This is a genomic window from Streptomyces sp. NPDC005574, assembly GCF_040605435.1.
In the GTDB taxonomy this organism is placed as follows: Bacteria; Actinomycetota; Actinomycetes; order Streptomycetales; family Streptomycetaceae; genus Streptomyces.
In genome coordinates, this window is sequence record NZ_JBEXCW010000004.1 from 81873 (window position 1) to 98298 (window position 16426).

Below are 16426 nucleotides of genomic sequence, written 5' to 3' on the forward strand. Positions count from 1 at the left end.
TGCTCACGCTCCCGTGGCGACGAGGACGGCGGCGACCGCGAGGACGACGGTGCCGGCGAGCAGCGCGCTCACATAGGTCTGCACATTGCCTGTCTGGGCCCGTCGTACGGCGGCGCCGAGCCAGCGGGGCAGGGCGCCCGCGCCGCGCACGTAGGTCTCGACGACCTCCCGGTCGAGGAACCGGACCAGAGTCGCCGCGGCCTGTACCGGGCGGACGAAGACGGTGGAGTACACGGCGTCCAGGTGGAAGCCGTCGGCCGCGTGCCGGTGCAGCGGGCCGAGCAGGAGGCGGCCGGGGTCGGCCGGGTCGGGGGCGTACGCCACGTCTCCGTAGGCCGGTTCGTGGCTGGCGATGGCCTCGGCCTCGACCAGTCCCGCGTCGCCCTCCGGGTGGGCCGCGACGGCGCCCAGGGGGACGCGGGCCGCGGTGGCACGGGTGTGGCGCCAGGCTCCGTAGACGACGATCCCGCCGATCAGTGCGACACCTGTGCCGAGGACGGAGGTGGTGAGGGTGGGGGTCAGGTCGCGGCCGTCGAACCAGTCGGGGAGCGTCCGGTAGGCGAATCCGCCGAGGGCGAGGGACGGGACGGCGAGCACCCACAGCACCACGGTCATGGTGAGGGGCTGCCGTCCGTGGTCGGGGGCCTCGGTGCCCTGACCGCGGAAGGTGAGCAGCCACAGACGGGTCGCGTAGGCGGCCGTGAGGAGGGCGGCGACGAGACCGGCGACCAGTACCGTCCAGCCGGCCGCGCCGGGCGCTTGCTCGGTGTGTCCGGTGGCCACGTGCTCGGCGGCCCCGAGGACGGACTCCTTGGAGAAGAAACCGCTGAACGGGGGGATCGCGGCGAGTGCGAGGAGCGCCACGGTCATCGTCCAGTAGGCGTCGGGGACGCGGTCGGCCAGGTGGCGCATGCGGGACATCGCGGCGAGCGAGTTGGTGCCGGTGGCGTGGATGATCACGCCGGCGGCGAGGAACAGCAGCGCCTTGAAGGCGCCGTGGGACAGGAGGTGGAAGACGGCGGCGCCACGGTCGCCGACGGCGAGGGCGCCGGTCATGTAGCCGAGCTGGCCCATCGTCGAGTAGGCGAGGACACGCTTGATGTCGTCCTGGGCGAGCGCGGCGACTCCCGAGCCGACCATCGTGACCGCCGCCATGACCGCGAGGACGATCATCGCGGCGGAGGAGGCCTGGAAGACGGGGAGGAGGCGGGCGACGAAGTAGACGCCGGCGGCGACCATGGTCGCCGCGTGGATCAGCGCGGAGACAGGGGTGGGGCCCGCCATCGCGTCGGGCAGCCAGGTGTGCAGCGGGAACTGCGCCGACTTGCCCGCCACGCCGGCCAGGAGCAGCAGGGCGATCAGCGTCGGATGATCGAGGCCGCCGCTCGCGACGGTGCTCAGCACCTTCGTGATGCGGAACGAGCCGGCGTCGGTGGCGAGGGCGAACAGGCCGATGAGGAAGGGGACGTCGCCGAGTTTGGTGACGAGGAAGGCCTTGATGGAGGCGGCGCGGGCCTCCGGGGTCTCCCAGTAGTGGCCGACCAGGAAGTACGAGCAGATGCCCATGATCTCCCAGCCGACCAGCAGCACGATCAGGTCGCCGGAGTACACGACGAGCAGCATCGCGGAGGTGAAGAGGGAGACGAGAGCGGCGTACGAGGGGTAGCGCGGGTCGTCGCGCAGGTAGCCCGTCGAGTAGATCTGCACGCAGGTGGCGACGAACCCGACCACGACGGCGACGAGGGCGGCGAAGCCGTCGATGTGCAGGGCGAGTTCGATCGGGACCGAACCGGTGGGCGTGAGTTCGGTCGCGGAGTCGATGGCCTGGTCACCGCCCTGCCGTAGGGCGACGACCACGGCCAGGGCCAACGCCCCGAGGGTCGGCAGGACGGCCAGGGGGCGGACGAAGCCAGGCGCCGCGCGGCCCAGCAGCAGGCCGGCCGCGGCGCCCAGGAAAGGCAGGAAGGGGACGAGGACGGCGAGGGTGGTCGTGGTCACGCGGCGGCCTCGGCCTTCTCGGCGGTCGTCCCGGTCTCGGCGTCGCCGTCGGCCGCGTCCGACTCGTGGCCCTCGGCGGTTTCGCGGAGCCGGTCGATGTCCGCGGTGCCGCGGGCGCGGTGGACGGCGAGGACGATCGCCAGGCCGATGCCGATCTCCGCGGCGGCGATGGCGATGGTGAACAGCGTCAGCGCCTGACCGGAGTGCAGGGTCTCCTCGGCGGCCTTGCTGAGCCAGACGTCGAAGGCGACGAGGTTCAGGTTGACGGCGTTGAGCATCAGCTCGACCGACATCAGGACCAGGATCGCGTTGCGGCGGGCGAGGACGCCGTACAGGCCGGTGCAGAACAGAAGGGCGGCGAGCACGGCGGGATAGACGAGGTGCATCAGCGTGCCTCTTCGTTGTCGGCGTTGCCTGTCCCGTCGGGAGGGGAGGTCCGCTCGGTGGGGCCGGTCCGGGGCGCGGCCGGAGGCCCGGGGGTGCGGGCGCCCGGAACGGAGGTGGGGGGCGCGGCGTCCCTGTCGGCCTTGCGGGACAGGACGATCGCGCCGACCAGGGCGGCGAGGAGGAGGACGGAGAGTGCCTCGAAGGGGAGGACCCAGTTCTGGAAGAGGCTCGCCCCGGTGACCTCGGTGGAGCCGGCGGCGGGGCCGTCCAGGTCGATCCAGGTCGTGCGGAAGGCGTCGGCCACGACCCAGACCAGGGCGGCAGCGGCGGCCAGGGCCACGGTGAGGGCGGCCCAGCGGTTGGCGGAGTCGGCGTCCGGGGAGCGGCCGATGGGGGCCTTGGTGAGCATCAGCCCGAACAGGAGGAGCACGACGACGGAACCGACGTAGATGAGGACCTGTACCCAGGCGATGAACTCCGCGGTGAGGAGGAGGTATTCGACGGCGAGACCGCCGAGGGCGACCACCAGCCACAGGGCGGCGTGCACCAGTTGCCGGGTGGTGACGGTGACGAGCGCGGCGCCGAAGGTGGCCAGGCCGACGAGGAGGAAGGCGACCTCGACGCCGGTCGGGGAGAGGAAGCCGTGGCCGGTGTCCGCGGCGAGGTGGCCGGCGGTGGCTGCGAGGGTCATGCCCCGTCCTCCTGTCGCGGCTGGTCGGTCTGCTGCTTCGCGTCACCTGTCGGCCGGGTGGGCGACTCGGCCGCGCGGGCCTGCTCGTCGGCGTGCGGAGTGGTGCCGGTGGGGGGTACGGGCGGTGCGGTCGGGTCGGCCTGGGCCGCGGCGAGCTTGTCGGCGGCCTTGCGGGCGCCGGCGATCTCCTTCGGTTCCTCCGCGCCGGGGTCGAGGGCGGGCGGGGCCGGAACCGTCCACATCCACTCGCGGAGCTTGTCGCGCTCGTGGGTGAGTTCGCGGATGTCGGTCTCGGCGTACTCGAACTCCGGGGACCAGAACAGGGCGTCGAAAGGACAGACCTCGATGCAGATACCGCAGTACATGCACAGGGAGAAGTCGATGGCGAAGCGGTCGAGGACGTTGCGGCTGCGTTCGCGGCCACCGGGTGCGGCGGGCGGCACCGTCTCCTTGTGGGAGTCGATGTAGATGCACCAGTCCGGGCACTCGCGGGCGCACAGCATGCAGACCGTGCAGTTCTCCTCGAACAGGCCGATGACGCCGCGGGTGCGGGGCGGGAGGTCGGGCTGGACGTCGGGGTACTGCTCGGTGACGGTCTTCCTCGTCATCGTGCGGAGGGTGACGGCCAGGCCCTTGGCGAGGCCGGCGCCGGGGAGGGGGGCCACTAGGAGATCACCACCTTGACGATGCCGGTGAGGGCGATCTGGGCGAGGGACAGCGGGACGAGGAGGGTCCAGGAGAGTTTCTGGAGCTGGTCCTCGCGGAGCCGGGGGTAGGTGACGCGCAGCCAGATGACGACGAAGGCGAGGACGGCCGTCTTCAGCAGGGTCCAGACCCAGCCGAGGCCGTCGGCGCCCCAGGGGCCGTGCCAGCCGCCCAGGAAGAGGACGGTGGTCAGGCCGCAGAGGACCACGATCCCGGCGTACTCGGCGAGGAGGAACAGGGCGAAACGCAGGCCGGTGTACTCGGTGTAGGCGCCGAAGATGATCTCCGAGTCGGCGACCGGCATGTCGAAGGGGGGACGCTGGAGTTCGGCGAGGCCGGCGACGAAGAAGACGAGGGCGCCGACGATCTGCCAGGGCAGCCACCACCACTCGAAGGCGTCGAGGATGCCGGGCAGCGACACCGTGCCCGCCGCCATGGCGACGGAGGCGGCGGCGAGGAGCATCGGGAGTTCGTAGGCGAGGAGCTGTGCGGCGGTGCGGAGGCCGCCGAGGAGGGAGAACTTGTTGGCGGAGGCCCAGCCGGCCATGAGCGAGCCGAGCACGCCCACGCCCATCACGGCCAGCACGAAGAAGATGCCGGCGTCGACGACCTGGCCGACGGCGCCCTCCTGCGGGCCGATGGGGATGGCGAGGAGGACCAGGAGGTACGGGAGGAGGGCCACGGCGGGGGCGAGCTGGAAGACGCGGCGGTCCGCGTCCGCGGGTACGACGTCCTCCTTCTGCGCGAACTTCACGCCGTCGGCGACGAGTTGGGCCCAGCCGTGGAAGCCGCCCGCGTACATCGGGCCGAGGCGGCCCTGCATGTGGGCCATCACCTTGTGCTCGGTCTGACCGACGATCAACGGGAAGGTGAGGAAGACGACGAAGACGATCAGGAGACGCAGGGCGACGTCGAGAGCGTCGTTCACTGCGGGCCTCCTGCGGGGTCGGGGTCTTCGGGAGTGGGAGTGTGGGCGGGCGGCTGGGCGGGGCCGGGTGCTGACGCCGGTTCGGCTCCAGGGCTCCGCTTGTCACCGGCCTCCGGGCCCGGTTCCGGCGCAGACCCCGGTTCGGGCTCAGACCCCGGCTTCGGTTCCGACGCCGGCCCCGGTTCCGACCCCGGCCCCGGTTCCGACTCCGGCTGGACCTCGGGCTTCGGGCCAACCTCAGGCTCCGGGCCAATCTCAGGCATCGAGTCGGCCTCGGGCTTCGAGTCCGTCCCCGGTTTCGAGTCGGTCTCCCCCTTCGAGTCCGTCCGCGGCTTCGAGTCCGTCCTCCGCTTCGGTTCGGTGTGGGCCGGGCGGGCGTGGTGCCAGGGGGCGTCCGCGCTGCGCGGGGCAGTGGGCGAGCCCGTCTCCGAGGCCGGCGAAGTCGTCGCAGCCGTTGCCGGAGGAGTCACCGCGCCCGTCGTAGGCGAGGCCGGTGCCTCGGCCGCCGGTGAAGTCGCCGCGCCCGTCGTAGGCGAGGTTGGCGCATCGGCCGTCGGTGAAGTCGTCGCGTCCGTCGTCGGAGGCGGTGCCGACTGGCTGGCCGAACCCTGCGAAGCCGAACGCGCACGCCGCGGCGCACCGGGCGCTCCCGGCGTGACCGAAGCCCCCGCCCCCGAAGTCGCCGTGTCCGTCGCGCCAGGCGTCGACTGGCTGGCCGAGCCCTCCGAGGCCGAGCGGGCTCGGCGTGGGGGGCGTTCGCCGGTGGGGCGGGTGGTGGCGCGGGCGGGGCGGGTCGGGGCCGGGGGGAGCTGTCCCTTGAGGGGGCCCCACTCGTTGGGGTCGGGGACGCCCGGGGGAAGCATCTGGCGGCGCTTGGGCCCGCCGTGTTCGGACTCGCCGGGTTCCTTCGCGCCGGGCCATGCCTTGGCGACGCGGGCGGCCAGGACGAAGTCCTTGCGCAGGGGGTGCCCCTCGAAGCCCTCGGGGAGGAGGAGGTGGTCCAGTGCGGGGTGGCCCTCGAAGACGACGCCGAACATTTCGTGGGTCTCGCGTTCGTGCCAGCCGGCGCCCGCGTAGACGTCGACGGCGGAGGCGAGGACGGGCGTCTCGTGGGGGACCGTGGTGCGCAGCAGGAGCCGTCGTACCGGGGACAGCGCGACCACGTGGGCGGCGACGCGGAATCCGGTGCCGGGCTCGTCGACGGCGCTCAGCCAGTCGAAGTAGGTGCAGGACAGCTCGTCGCGGGCGGTGCGCAGCGCGGTGGTCCAGGCGGCGGGCGGTACGTCGACGGTGAGGACCTCGTACGACTCCTCGGCGGTGGCCTCGGCGCCGAACAGGTCGGCCGTGGGGGCCGGGAGCCAGCCGGTCGTGGTCATCGCGCGTCCCCCTCCGGACCGGACCCGCCCGGACCGGACCCGATCGAACCGGGGTCTGCGGCCGGCGGCTCGGCCGCACCGGACTCCGCCGAACGGAGCTCCGCCGAACGGGGCCCCGCCGCCGGCGGCTTGACGAGGCCGCTCTGGAGGGCGGCGGTCGAGGGACGGGCCGTGCCGGACGCGTACCGCTCCCCCAGCGACTCGCGGGCGATCTTCTCCTGGAGTTTCAGGATGCCCTGGAGGAGCGCCTCGGGCCGGGGCGGGCAGCCGGGGACGTACACGTCCACGGGGATGATCTGGTCGACGCCCTTGGTGACGGAGTACGAGTCCCAGTAGGGGCCGCCGCAGTTGGAGCAGGCGCCGAAGGAGATGACGTACTTCGGTTCGGGCATCTGCTCGTACAGCCGCTTCACGGCGGGCGCCATCTTGTCGGTGACCGTGCCGGAGACGACCATCAGGTCGGCCTGGCGCGGGCCGGGCGCGAACGGGATGACGCCGAGGCGGATGAAGTCGTGGCGGGCCATGGACGCGGCGATGAACTCGATCGCGCAGCAGGCGAGACCGAAGTTGAAGACCCACAGCGAGTAGCGGCGGCCCCAGTTGAGGACCACCTTCATCGGCTCGGGGGCGAGGCGGGCGAGCGCGCCCAGCCGCTTGGGCTCCGGCAGGTACACGGGCTCGGGGGTGGCCGCTTCCGGGTTCACGTCCATTCCAGGACGCCCTTCTTGTAGGCGTACAGCAGGCCGACGGCCAGGAAGCCGAGGAAGACGAACATCTCGACGAGGGTGGCGGCGCCGTAACCGGGCGCGGCGAAGACCGTGGCCCAGGGGAAGAGGAAGATCGAGTCGACGGCGAAGACGACGTAGAGGAAGGCGTAGACGTAGTAGCGGACCTGGGTGTGGGCCCAGCCCTCGCCGACGGGGTCGACCCCGCACTCGTACGTCAGGAGTTTCTCGGGGGTGGGTACGACGGGCCGCAGCAGGCGCCCCGCTCCGAAGGCGACGGCGACGAACAGCACGCCGACGACGGCGAGCAGTCCGACGACCGAGTAGGACTGGAAGTAGTCCGCCGCCACGACGACGGTCGGTTCCGGCACGTCCGTCCCTCGCTCCCTGACCTAGTGACCCGACTTGTATGACTGGTGCCCTGCGGCTGTGCCCTGTGACGCGTGCCCAGCGGCGCGGGCCCTGTGACGCGTGCCGTGTGACGCGTGCCCAGCGGCGCGTGCCCTGTGACGTGTGCCCAGTCACCGGGTTCCCGTGCGTCCCGGTGACCTGCTTGTCGACGATCTGTACGCACGGGAGTCTAGGGCCTGCTAAAGAGACGGTAAGCAGGCAGTCACGCATGGACATGCCGGGGTGGGGTTTTCCCCAGGGCGTCGCGGCGGCCCACCTCATGGCGCGGGGGCCCGTCAGGCGGCACGCTGACCCATATGACCGAACGCCTTCCGTCCGCCGACAGCGGCCCGTTCCCGCCCGCGCACAGCGACCGCCTCCCGTCCGCATACAGCGACGACTTCCCCTCGACGGGCAGCGGCCGTCTGCCGCCCCTGGACGACGACGCCCGTCTGCCGCCCGGACACCAGGAGGGCCCGCCGCCCGCCCGTTTCGCCTACGACCGGCACACCTGGAAGGAGATCGCCCACCTCCTGGCGAACCTCCCGGCCTCGCTGCTCGGATTCGTCTACGTCATGACGGTGCTGGTGACCGGGGCGTCGCTGACGATCACGGTGATCGGGTTCCCGCTGCTCGCGGCCGGCCTGATGGGCGCCCGGCTGCTGGGCAGGCTGGAGCGCAAACGCGCCCGGGCGCTGCTCGGGGTGCGGGTGGACGAGCCGAGTCCTCTGCCCCTGGGCAGCACCAGGGGGTTTGTGCCGAAGCTGTGGATGGCGCTGAAGGACCCGGTGGGCTGGCGCACGGTGCTCTACGACTTCATGCGGCTGCCCTGGGGCATCCTCACCTTCACCATCACCCTGACCTCGCTGTTCGTGCTGTGGCCGGTGCTGCCGTTCATCGCGCGGGGGCTCGCCAACGCGGACCGGGCGATGGTGCGCGGCCTGCTGTCGCCCTCCGACGAGCTGGAGCGGCGGATCGCCGAGCTGGAGTCGGACCGGGGTGTCGTGGTCGACACGGCCGCCGCCGACCTGCGGCGCATCGAGCGTGATCTGCACGACGGGGCGCAGGCCCGGCTGGTCAACCTGGCGATGGGGCTCGGTCTGGCGAAGGAGAAGCTGCTGGAGGGCCAGGCCGACGACACGGTGGCGCTGATGGTCGAGGAGGCGCACGGCGAGGTGAAGCTCGCGCTCCAGGAGCTGCGGGATCTCGCCCGGGGCATCCATCCCGCCGTACTGACGGACCGCGGCCTCGACGCCGCCCTGTCCTCGGTCGCCTCGCGCTGCACGGTGCCGGTGAAGGTGACGGCGGACCTGGACGCGCGGCCGGCCGCGGCCATCGAGGGCATCGCGTACTTCACCGTCTCGGAGCTGCTGCAGAACGTCAGCAAGCACAGCGGGGCGAGGTCGGCGTCGGTCGACGTGTGGCGGACGGAGGAGCGGCTGCTCCTCCAGGTGTGGGACGACGGCCGGGGCGGTGCGCGGCTGGACGGCGGTACGGGGATGCGGGGCCTGGCGGACCGGCTGGGCGCGGTCGACGGGCTGTTCGTCGTCGACTCGCCGCCGGGCGGCCCGACGACGGTGACCGCGGAGCTGCCCTGGCGCGACCGGGGCGACGAGGGCGCGCGCGGGCGGTAGTCGGGCTCCGGGGGTGGGGAAAACCCCCCGCCCGAGAGGCCGACGGACTCCATGGTCCGTCGACCCGCGGTCCAGCAGGCTGGAGGTACGACAGGGACAGGACGGCCGCGGACGAGCGGGCACCCGGGACGAGCAGAACGGACGACGTCGATGGCCACCGAGTACGGACACGGCTACGGACAGGGCTTGGGCCCGGACTACGGCCAGGACCACCAGCGGGACTTCGGGCCGGGCTTCGGTCAGGGCCACGCGGACGGGGGGCGCCGCGGCAGGCTGCCGGCCGGGCTGCGGGCACCGGTCGAGGCGCGCAGCCTGCGGGAGTTCGCCTATGTGCTGCTGGGCCTGCCGGTCGGCATCCTGATGTTCACGTACGCCGTCACGATGGTGTCCGTCGGTGCGGGTCTGCTGGTGACGTTCCTCGGGATACCGGTGCTCGCGGCGGGGCTGGCCGGCTGCCGGGGCCTCGGCGCGCTGGAGCGGGCCAGGGCGCGCGGGCTGCTGGGCCTGGAGGTGGCCGACCCGGAGCCGCTGCGGGCGAGGCGGAACGGCGCGCTGGGCTGGATGGGAGCCGTCCTCAAGAGCGGCACCTCGTGGCGGACCGTGCTGTACGCGGTGCTCCAGTTCCCGTGGGCGGTGTTCTCCTTCGCCGTCGCGGTGATCTTCTGGGTGTACGGCTGGGCGCTGCTGACGTATCCGCTGTGGTTCTGGCTGTTCCCGATGTACGGCGGACAGGGCGGCCTCCAGCTGTACGGCGACGAGCAGCACAGCGTCTTCCTCGACAACCCGTTCGAGATCGGGGTGACCGCCCTGGTGGGACTGCTGTTCACGCTGGCCTCGCCGTGGATCGTGCGGGCGCTGACGACGGTGGACCGGCTGATGGTGCACGGGCTGCTGGGGCCGACGCGGCTGTCGGCGCGGGTGGTGGAACTGGAGTCGGACCGGGGCGTGGTGGTCGACACGGCTGCGGCCGACCTGCGGCGCATCGAGCGCGACCTGCACGACGGGGCACAGGCCCGGCTGGTGGCGCTGGCCATGGACCTGGGGCTGGCGAAGGAGAAGCTGACGGAGGACCCGCAGGCGGCGGCGCGGATGGTGGGCGAGGCGCACGGCGAGGTGAAGACGGCGTTGCAGGAGCTGCGGGATCTGGCCCGGGGCATCCATCCCGCCGTGCTGACGGACCGCGGCCTCGACGCCGCCCTGTCCTCGGTCGCCTCGCGCTGCACGGTGCCGGTGCGGGTGGAGGTGGACCTCACGGAACGCCCGGCGGCGGCGATCGAGGGCATCGCGTACTTCACGGTGTCGGAGTTGCTGCAGAACGTCAGCAAGCACAGCGGGGCGGGGTCGGCGTCGGTCGACGTGTGGCGGGTCGAGGACCGGCTGATGCTGCAGGTCGAGGACGACGGCCAGGGTGGCGCGGACGCGTCCGGCGGGTCCGGACTTGCGGGACTGGCCGGACGTCTGGACGCGGTCGACGGCATCCTGGTGGTGGACTCGCCCGCCGGGGGGCCGACCAGGATCACGGCGGAGCTGCCCTGGCGGCGGTGACCGGCACTCGCCCCCCGGCCGGCGAGCGCGGCGGGCAGGGTCTGGGTGGCGCCGGTCGCGGGCGCCGGCGCGAAGGCGGAGGCTGCGGGGTCGATCACTCTGATCGGCCCCGCAGCCGCGCCGCGCCGCGCCGCGCCCGGACCTGGACCGAATCCGGACCCGAGCCCAGGCCCGCCTCCGCCCCGACCCACCGAGCGCGCCCCGGCCCCGGATCCGCCGCACCCGCCCCCTCCCGTGCGGCCCCCGTGATCGACAACCAGCCGTCCGGCGGCCGAAACCGACCGGGCGGGGGCCGATTCCCGCCGCGCGGGCGCGGCCGGTTCCGAATGCTGGAATGCTGGACCAGTCGTGCGGGCGGTCCGGGACAGAGGTGTTCCGGGACCCCCGGAGTCTGGCTGTGGGGGGCCGAAAGTCGTGGAGGACAGGGTGCGGGTGGTCATCGCCGAGGATTCGGTGCTGCTGAGGGAGGGCCTGACCCGGTTGCTGACGGACCGCGGGCACGACGTCGTCGCGGGTGTCGGCGACGGGGACGCGCTGGTCAAGACGATCACGGAGCTGGACGCGCAGGGCGAGTTGCCGGACGTCGTGGTCGCCGACGTACGGATGCCGCCGACGCACACCGACGAAGGGGTGCGGGCGGCGGTGCAGTTGCGCAAGGCGCATCCGGGGCTCGGGGTGCTGGTGCTGTCGCAGTACGTGGAGGAGCGTTACGCCACCGAGCTGCTGGCCGGTTCCAGTCGCGGCGTCGGCTATCTGCTCAAGGACCGGGTGGCCGAGGTGCGCGAGTTCGTGGACGCGGTGGTGCGGGTGGCGCAGGGCGGTACGGCCCTGGACCCGGAGGTGGTCGCGCAGCTGCTCGGCCGCAGCCGTAAGCAGGACGTGCTCGCGGGACTCACCCCGAGGGAGCGGGAGGTCCTGGGGCTGATGGCGGAGGGGCGGACGAACTCGGCGGTGGCGCGGCAGCTGGTGGTGAGCGACGGCGCGGTCGAGAAGCACGTCAGCAACATCTTCCTGAAGCTCGGGCTGTCCCCGAGCGACGGGGACCACCGGCGCGTGCTGGCGGTGCTCACCTACCTGAACTCCTGACGGCGGCCCGCCGGCCGGAACCGCGGGGGACCACCTGAGGCCACCTGCCTGCCGGAAACCCCCGGCCCGCCCGCCGGAACCACCTGGGCCCCGCCCACCGGAACCACCTCGATCCCGCCCACCGGAACCAGCAGGGTCCCGCCCGCCGGAACCACCTCGATCCCGCCCGCCGGAAACCAGCTGGGTCCCGCCTGCGGGCCGCACCGTCCGCACCCCGATCCGTTCTGGACCCGCCCTCGATTCCTCCTCGATCCCGCCGGCCCCGAGAACCGCGCGACACGCCCGGGGCGTCCTCCCCCACGTACCGATGGGGAGGCAAATCCTGACAAGTCAGGGTGATCGGCCGCCTCCCCCGTGGGTCCATCATGCGAATGACCCCGGGAAGGGGACCCTTACGGACGTAGGGTTGATCCTGGGAGGGCCTGCGGGAAGGCCGCTCCCAGACAGCCGCCTCGAGGGAGGTCCAGTTCAGTGACCAGCCAGGTCAGTAGCCCAGCGGAGCAGGCAGACGGAACCGTCATAGGAGAGCAGCGCAAAGAGGCCGGCACGAAGGACGTCCGCCGCCTCGACCGGGTGATCATTCGTTTCGCGGGCGACTCCGGTGACGGGATGCAGCTCACCGGTGACCGCTTCACCTCGGAGACGGCGTCCTTCGGTAACGACCTGTCCACCCTGCCGAACTTCCCGGCCGAGATCCGGGCCCCTGCGGGCACTCTGCCGGGCGTGTCCTCCTTCCAGCTCCACTTCGCCGACCACGACATCCTCACGCCGGGTGATGCGCCCAATGTGCTGGTCGCCATGAACCCGGCTGCCCTGAAGGCGAACATCGCCGACGTGCCGCGGGGCGCGGAGATCATCCTCAACACGGACGAGTTCACCAAGCGGGCGATGCAGAAGGTGGGGTACGCGGCCTCGCCGCTGGAGGACGGCTCCCTCGACGGTTACCACCTCCACCCGGTCCCCCTGACCACCCTGACCGTCGAGGCACTCAAGGAATTCGACCTCACCCGTAAAGAGGCCGAGCGCAGCAAGAACATGTTCGCGCTCGGCCTCTTGTCATGGATGTACCACCGGCCGACCGAGGGCACCGAGAGATTCCTGCGGCGCAAGTTCGCGAAGAAGCCCGACATCGCCGCCGCGAACCTCGCCGCGTTCCGCGCGGGCTGGAACTTCGGGGAGACGACGGAGGACTTCGCGGTCTCCTACGAGATCGCCCCGGCGACGAAGGCCTTCCCGGTCGGCACCTACCGCAACATCTCCGGGAACCTGGCCCTGTCCTACGGGCTGGTCGCCGCGTCCCGGCAGGCGGACCTGCCGCTGTTCCTCGGCTCGTACCCGATCACGCCGGCCTCGGACATCCTGCACGAGCTGAGCCGGCACAAGAACTTCGGCGTGCGTACCTTCCAGGCCGAGGACGAGATCGCGGGGATCGGCGCGGCGCTGGGCGCCGCGTTCGGCGGCTCGCTGGCGGTGACCACCACCAGCGGCCCGGGGGTGGCGCTGAAGTCGGAGACCATCGGGCTCGCGGTCTCCCTCGAACTGCCGCTGCTGGTGATCGACATCCAGCGCGGCGGGCCGTCCACCGGCCTGCCGACCAAGACGGAGCAGGCGGACCTGCTGCAGGCGATGTTCGGCCGCAACGGCGAGGCGCCGGTGCCGATCGTGGCGCCGTGCACGCCGGCCGACTGCTTCGACGCGGCCGTGGAGGCGGCACGGATCGCGCTGACGTACCGCACCCCGGTCATGCTGCTGTCCGACGGTTACCTGGCCAACGGCTCGGAGCCCTGGCGCATCCCGGAGGTCGACGAACTCCCGGACCTGCGCGTGCAGTTCGCCCAGGGACCCAACCACACCCTGGAGGACGGCAGCGAGGTCTTCTGGCCGTACAAGCGTGATCCGCTGACGCTGGCCCGGCCGTGGGCGGTCCCGGGCACGCCGGGCCTGGAGCACCGGATCGGCGGGATCGAGAAGGAGGACGGCACGGGCAACATCTCCTACGCCCCCGCCAACCACGACTTCATGGTCCGCATCCGCCAGGCGAAGATCGACGGCATCGACGTGCCCGACCTGGCGGTCGACGACCCGCACGGGGCCCGCACCCTGGTCCTGGGCTGGGGCTCGACGTACGGTCCGATCACGGCGGCGGTACGGCGGCTGCGGACGGCCGGCGAGTCGATCGCGCAGGCCCATCTGCGCCACCTCAACCCGTTCCCGAAGAACCTCGGCAGCGTCCTCGGGCGCTACGACAAGGTCGTGATCCCCGAGATGAACCTCGGCCAGCTCGCCACCCTGGTCCGGGCGAAGTACCTGGTCGACGCGCACTCCTACAACCAGGTCAACGGCATGCCGTTCAAGGCCGAACAGCTCGCCACGGCTCTCAAGGAGGCCATCGATGGCTGAGACGTCCACACCGGCCGCGGGCGGGATCGAGGCGCTCAGCCTGGTGCCCAAGGCCGAGGCCGTGCAGTCCATGAAGGACTTCAAGTCCGACCAGGAGGTGCGCTGGTGCCCCGGCTGCGGCGACTACGCGATCCTCGCGGCGGTCCAGGGGTTCATGCCGGAGCTGGGGCTGGCGAAGGAGAACATCGTCTTCGTCTCCGGCATCGGCTGCTCCTCCCGCTTCCCGTACTACATGAACACGTACGGCATGCACTCCATCCACGGCCGCGCGCCGGCGATCGCGACCGGGCTCGCCACCAGCCGGCGGGACCTGAGCGTGTGGGTGGTCACCGGTGACGGCGACGCGCTGTCGATCGGCGGCAACCACCTGATCCACGCCCTGCGGCGGAACGTGAACCTCAAGATCCTGCTGTTCAACAACCGGATCTACGGCCTCACGAAGGGCCAGTACTCCCCCACCTCCGAGGTCGGCAAGATCACCAAGTCGACGCCGATGGGCTCGCTCGACGCGCCCTTCAACCCGGTGTCGCTGGCGATCGGCGCGGAGGCGTCCTTCGTGGCCCGCACGGTGGACTCCGACCGCAAGCACCTGACGGAGGTGCTGCGGCAGGCGGCCGCCCACCCCGGCACCGCGCTGATCGAGATCTACCAGAACTGCAACATCTTCAACGACGGCGCCTTCGACGCGCTCAAGGACCGGCAGCAGGCCGAGGAGGCGGTGATCCGCCTGGAGCACGGGCAGCCGATCCGCTTCGGGGCGAACGCGGCGCGCGGGGTCGTACGGGACGCGGTGACCGGTGACCTCCGGGTGGTCACGGTGACACCGGAGAACGAGAAGCAGATCCTCGTGCACGACGCGCACGCGGCCTCCCCGACCACGGCGTTCGCGCTGTCGCGGCTGGCCGACCCGGACACCCTGCACCACACGCCGATCGGTGTGCTGCGGTCCGTGGAACGGCCTGTCTACGACACGCAGATGACCGAGCAGCTGGACGCGGCCGTCGAGCAGTACGGCAAGGGCGATCTGGCCGCACTGCTGGCGGGCGGGGACACCTGGACGGTCGTCGGCTGATCAGGGGCGCGACGGCGTCCGCCGTCGGCTGGTCACCGGCGCGACGGCGGCAGCCGCCGGCCGGGTCCGGCGGAGTTCACGAGGCCCGGGAGGCGCGCTCCCGGGCCTCGTCGTATGCCTGGCGGGACTTCTCGACGTCGGCCATCCGCTCGTGCGTCCACAGGGCCAGGTCCCGTACCTGCCGCGCCGCCTCGCGGCCCAGGTCGGTGAGCGAGTAGTCGACCCGTGGCGGGATCACCGGCTTGGCGTCGCGGTGCACGAGGCCGTCGCGCTCCAGGGTCTGGAGGGTCTGGGTCAGCATCTTCTCGCTGACCCGGCCGATGGCCCGGCGCAGCTCGCTGAAGCGGTGGGAGCGCTCCAGCAGCTCGATCAGCACCAGGACGCCCCAGCGGGACGTCACGTGCTCCAGGACCAGCCGGTGGGGGCACATCGCCTCGCCGGTGGCGTACGGGCCGAGGGGCTTCGGGGGCTGCGTGTCGCTGCTTACTGTCATGCAAGTACCTTACTTCAAAGTGGGTACTTTCCGAGAGTTAGCGCATACCCTAGGGTTAGCGACACCGCACCCCACAAGGAGTTCTGATCATGAGCATTGTTGTCACCGGAGCCACCGGCCACCTCGGGCGCCTCGTCGTGGAGGAGCTGCTGGAGAGGGTCCCTGCGGAGCAGATCACGGCCGTCGTGCGCGACGAGTCGAAGGCGGCCGGCCTCGCCGCCCGGGGCGTGCGGCTCGCGGTCGCCGACTACAACGCTCCCGAGACCTTCCAGGGCCTCTTCTCGGCCGGCGACAAGGTCCTGCTGATATCGGGCAACGAGTTCGACAAGGGCCGGGTCGGCCAGCACAAGGTCGTCCTCGACGCCGCCCGGGCCGCCGGGGTCGCGCTCCTCGCCTACACCAGCGCCCCCGGCACCCTGACCGCCGCACTCGCCGACGACCACCGGGGCACCGAGGAGGCGATCGTGGCCTCCGGCGTCCCGTACACGCTGCTGCGCAACGGCTGGTACAACGAGAACTACACCGAGAACCTCGCCCCCGTCCTCCAGTACGGCGCGGTCGTCCAGGCCGCCGGTGACGGCCTCATCGCCTCCGCCTCCCGCGCCGACTACGCGGCGGCGGCCGCCGCGGTGCTGGCCGGCGAGGGCCACGAGAACAAGACGTACGAGCTGGGCGGCGACACCGCCTGGGGCTTCGCGGAGTACGCGGCCGAGCTGAGCCGGCAGACCGGCAGGGAGATCGTCTACAACGCGGTCCCCGTCGACGCCTACGTCGGCATCCTGACCGGCGCCGGACTGCCCGAGCCGCTGGCCGTGATCCTGGCGGGCGTGGACGCGTCCATCGAGAAGGGCGAGCTGGCCGCCGTCACCGGGGACCTGTCCCGGCTGACCGGGCGCCCGACCACACCGATCGCCGAGTCCGTCGCGGCGGCGCTCAAGGGCTGAACTCCCCCGCGCCGGGTCGCCGCGCCGGACTCCCCCGTACCGGCCTCCCGGC

At 72.1% G+C, this 16426-nt stretch carries 15 protein-coding genes; 6 read left to right on the forward strand and 9 right to left on the reverse strand.

Annotated elements, in window-relative coordinates; genetic code table 11:
- Positions 1-3: 3 nt before the first annotated feature.
- From ABZT03_RS04520 to ABZT03_RS04555, 8 genes are read right to left on the reverse strand one after another with little or no spacing between them, the layout of a single operon-like run.
- Positions 4-1998: an NADH-quinone oxidoreductase subunit L gene (locus ABZT03_RS04520; RefSeq protein ID WP_356033369.1), complete on the reverse strand. Its 1995-nt coding sequence runs from the start codon at positions 1996-1998 to the stop codon at positions 4-6.
- Entirely contained in the window at positions 1995-2384 is a 390-nt protein-coding gene (nuoK, locus tag ABZT03_RS04525) for an NADH-quinone oxidoreductase subunit NuoK (protein WP_356033371.1), read from the reverse strand. Before nuoK ends, ABZT03_RS04520 begins: the two co-directional genes overlap by 4 nt.
- Complete coding sequence (locus ABZT03_RS04530; protein ID WP_356033374.1) at positions 2384-3076, reverse strand: NADH-quinone oxidoreductase subunit J; 693 nt, start codon at positions 3074-3076, stop codon at positions 2384-2386. Before ABZT03_RS04530 ends, nuoK begins: the two co-directional genes overlap by 1 nt.
- Complete coding sequence (locus ABZT03_RS04535; RefSeq protein WP_356033376.1) at positions 3073-3741, reverse strand: NADH-quinone oxidoreductase subunit I; 669 nt, start codon at positions 3739-3741, stop codon at positions 3073-3075. Before ABZT03_RS04535 ends, ABZT03_RS04530 begins: the two co-directional genes overlap by 4 nt.
- Entirely contained in the window at positions 3741-4709 is a 969-nt protein-coding gene (locus tag ABZT03_RS04540; protein ID WP_356033379.1) for a complex I subunit 1 family protein, read from the reverse strand. Before ABZT03_RS04540 ends, ABZT03_RS04535 begins: the two co-directional genes overlap by 1 nt.
- Positions 4706-6085: an NADH-quinone oxidoreductase subunit C gene (locus tag ABZT03_RS04545; RefSeq protein ID WP_356033381.1), complete on the reverse strand. Its 1380-nt coding sequence runs from the start codon at positions 6083-6085 to the stop codon at positions 4706-4708. The genes ABZT03_RS04540 and ABZT03_RS04545 overlap by 4 nt, the downstream gene beginning before the upstream one ends.
- The gene (locus tag ABZT03_RS04550) at positions 6082-6795 is read right to left on the reverse strand and encodes an NADH-quinone oxidoreductase subunit B family protein (protein WP_356033384.1); all 714 of its coding nucleotides are present in this window, start codon (positions 6793-6795) and stop codon (positions 6082-6084) included. The genes ABZT03_RS04545 and ABZT03_RS04550 overlap by 4 nt, the downstream gene beginning before the upstream one ends.
- Positions 6786-7181 carry an NADH-quinone oxidoreductase subunit A gene (locus tag ABZT03_RS04555; protein ID WP_356033386.1) on the reverse strand — a complete coding sequence of 132 codons (396 nt, stop codon included), beginning with the start codon at positions 7179-7181 and terminating at the stop codon, positions 6786-6788. The genes ABZT03_RS04550 and ABZT03_RS04555 overlap by 10 nt, the downstream gene beginning before the upstream one ends.
- A 336-nt stretch (positions 7182-7517) precedes the next feature.
- On the opposite strand from ABZT03_RS04555, the gene ABZT03_RS04560 reads away from it, so the two are divergent.
- The 5 genes from ABZT03_RS04560 (at position 7518) to ABZT03_RS04580 (ending at position 14937) form a co-directional block, all read left to right on the forward strand.
- The gene (locus ABZT03_RS04560) at positions 7518-8834 is read left to right on the forward strand and encodes a sensor domain-containing protein (RefSeq protein ID WP_356033389.1); all 1317 of its coding nucleotides are present in this window, start codon (positions 7518-7520) and stop codon (positions 8832-8834) included.
- A gap of 150 nt (positions 8835-8984) precedes the next feature.
- The gene (locus ABZT03_RS04565) at positions 8985-10379 is read left to right on the forward strand and encodes a sensor domain-containing protein (protein ID WP_356033392.1); all 1395 of its coding nucleotides are present in this window, start codon (positions 8985-8987) and stop codon (positions 10377-10379) included.
- A 426-nt stretch (positions 10380-10805) separates the two neighbouring features.
- Positions 10806-11465, forward strand: coding sequence for a response regulator transcription factor (locus tag ABZT03_RS04570; RefSeq protein WP_356033664.1), 660 nt, complete (start codon positions 10806-10808; stop codon positions 11463-11465).
- A 471-nt stretch (positions 11466-11936) separates the two neighbouring features.
- Complete coding sequence (locus tag ABZT03_RS04575) at positions 11937-13865, forward strand: 2-oxoacid:acceptor oxidoreductase subunit alpha (RefSeq protein ID WP_356033395.1); 1929 nt, start codon at positions 11937-11939, stop codon at positions 13863-13865.
- Entirely contained in the window at positions 13858-14937 is a 1080-nt protein-coding gene (locus tag ABZT03_RS04580; RefSeq protein WP_356033398.1) for a 2-oxoacid:ferredoxin oxidoreductase subunit beta, read from the forward strand. Before ABZT03_RS04575 ends, ABZT03_RS04580 begins: the two co-directional genes overlap by 8 nt.
- A gap of 76 nt (positions 14938-15013) precedes the next feature.
- Here ABZT03_RS04580 and ABZT03_RS04585 read toward each other — a convergent pair whose 3' ends face one another.
- A complete protein-coding gene (locus tag ABZT03_RS04585) occupies positions 15014-15430 on the reverse strand; it encodes a helix-turn-helix domain-containing protein (protein WP_356033400.1) in 417 nt (138 codons plus the stop codon).
- Between the two features lie 89 nt (positions 15431-15519).
- On the opposite strand from ABZT03_RS04585, the gene ABZT03_RS04590 reads away from it, so the two are divergent.
- The gene (locus tag ABZT03_RS04590) at positions 15520-16374 is read left to right on the forward strand and encodes an SDR family oxidoreductase (protein ID WP_356033403.1); all 855 of its coding nucleotides are present in this window, start codon (positions 15520-15522) and stop codon (positions 16372-16374) included.
- Positions 16375-16426: the final 52 nt, after the last annotated feature.

Excerpts from the sequence above, each read along its gene's own strand:
- nuoK (WP_356033371.1), bottom strand. The coding sequence starts at position 2,384 with ATGCACCTCGTCTATCCCGCCGTGCTCGCCGCCCTTCTGTTCTGCACC.
- ABZT03_RS04530 (WP_356033374.1), bottom strand. The coding sequence starts at position 3,076 with ATGACCCTCGCAGCCACCGCCGGCCACCTCGCCGCGGACACCGGCCAC.
- ABZT03_RS04545 (WP_356033381.1), bottom strand. The coding sequence starts at position 6,085 with ATGACCACGACCGGCTGGCTCCCGGCCCCCACGGCCGACCTGTTCGGC.
- ABZT03_RS04550 (WP_356033384.1), bottom strand. The coding sequence starts at position 6,795 with ATGGACGTGAACCCGGAAGCGGCCACCCCCGAGCCCGTGTACCTGCCG.
- ABZT03_RS04560 (WP_356033389.1), top strand. The coding sequence starts at position 7,518 with ATGACCGAACGCCTTCCGTCCGCCGACAGCGGCCCGTTCCCGCCCGCG.
- ABZT03_RS04565 (WP_356033392.1), top strand. The coding sequence starts at position 8,985 with ATGGCCACCGAGTACGGACACGGCTACGGACAGGGCTTGGGCCCGGAC.
- ABZT03_RS04580 (WP_356033398.1), top strand. The coding sequence starts at position 13,858 with ATGGCTGAGACGTCCACACCGGCCGCGGGCGGGATCGAGGCGCTCAGC.
- ABZT03_RS04585 (WP_356033400.1), bottom strand. The coding sequence starts at position 15,430 with ATGACAGTAAGCAGCGACACGCAGCCCCCGAAGCCCCTCGGCCCGTAC.
- ABZT03_RS04590 (WP_356033403.1), top strand. The coding sequence starts at position 15,520 with ATGAGCATTGTTGTCACCGGAGCCACCGGCCACCTCGGGCGCCTCGTC.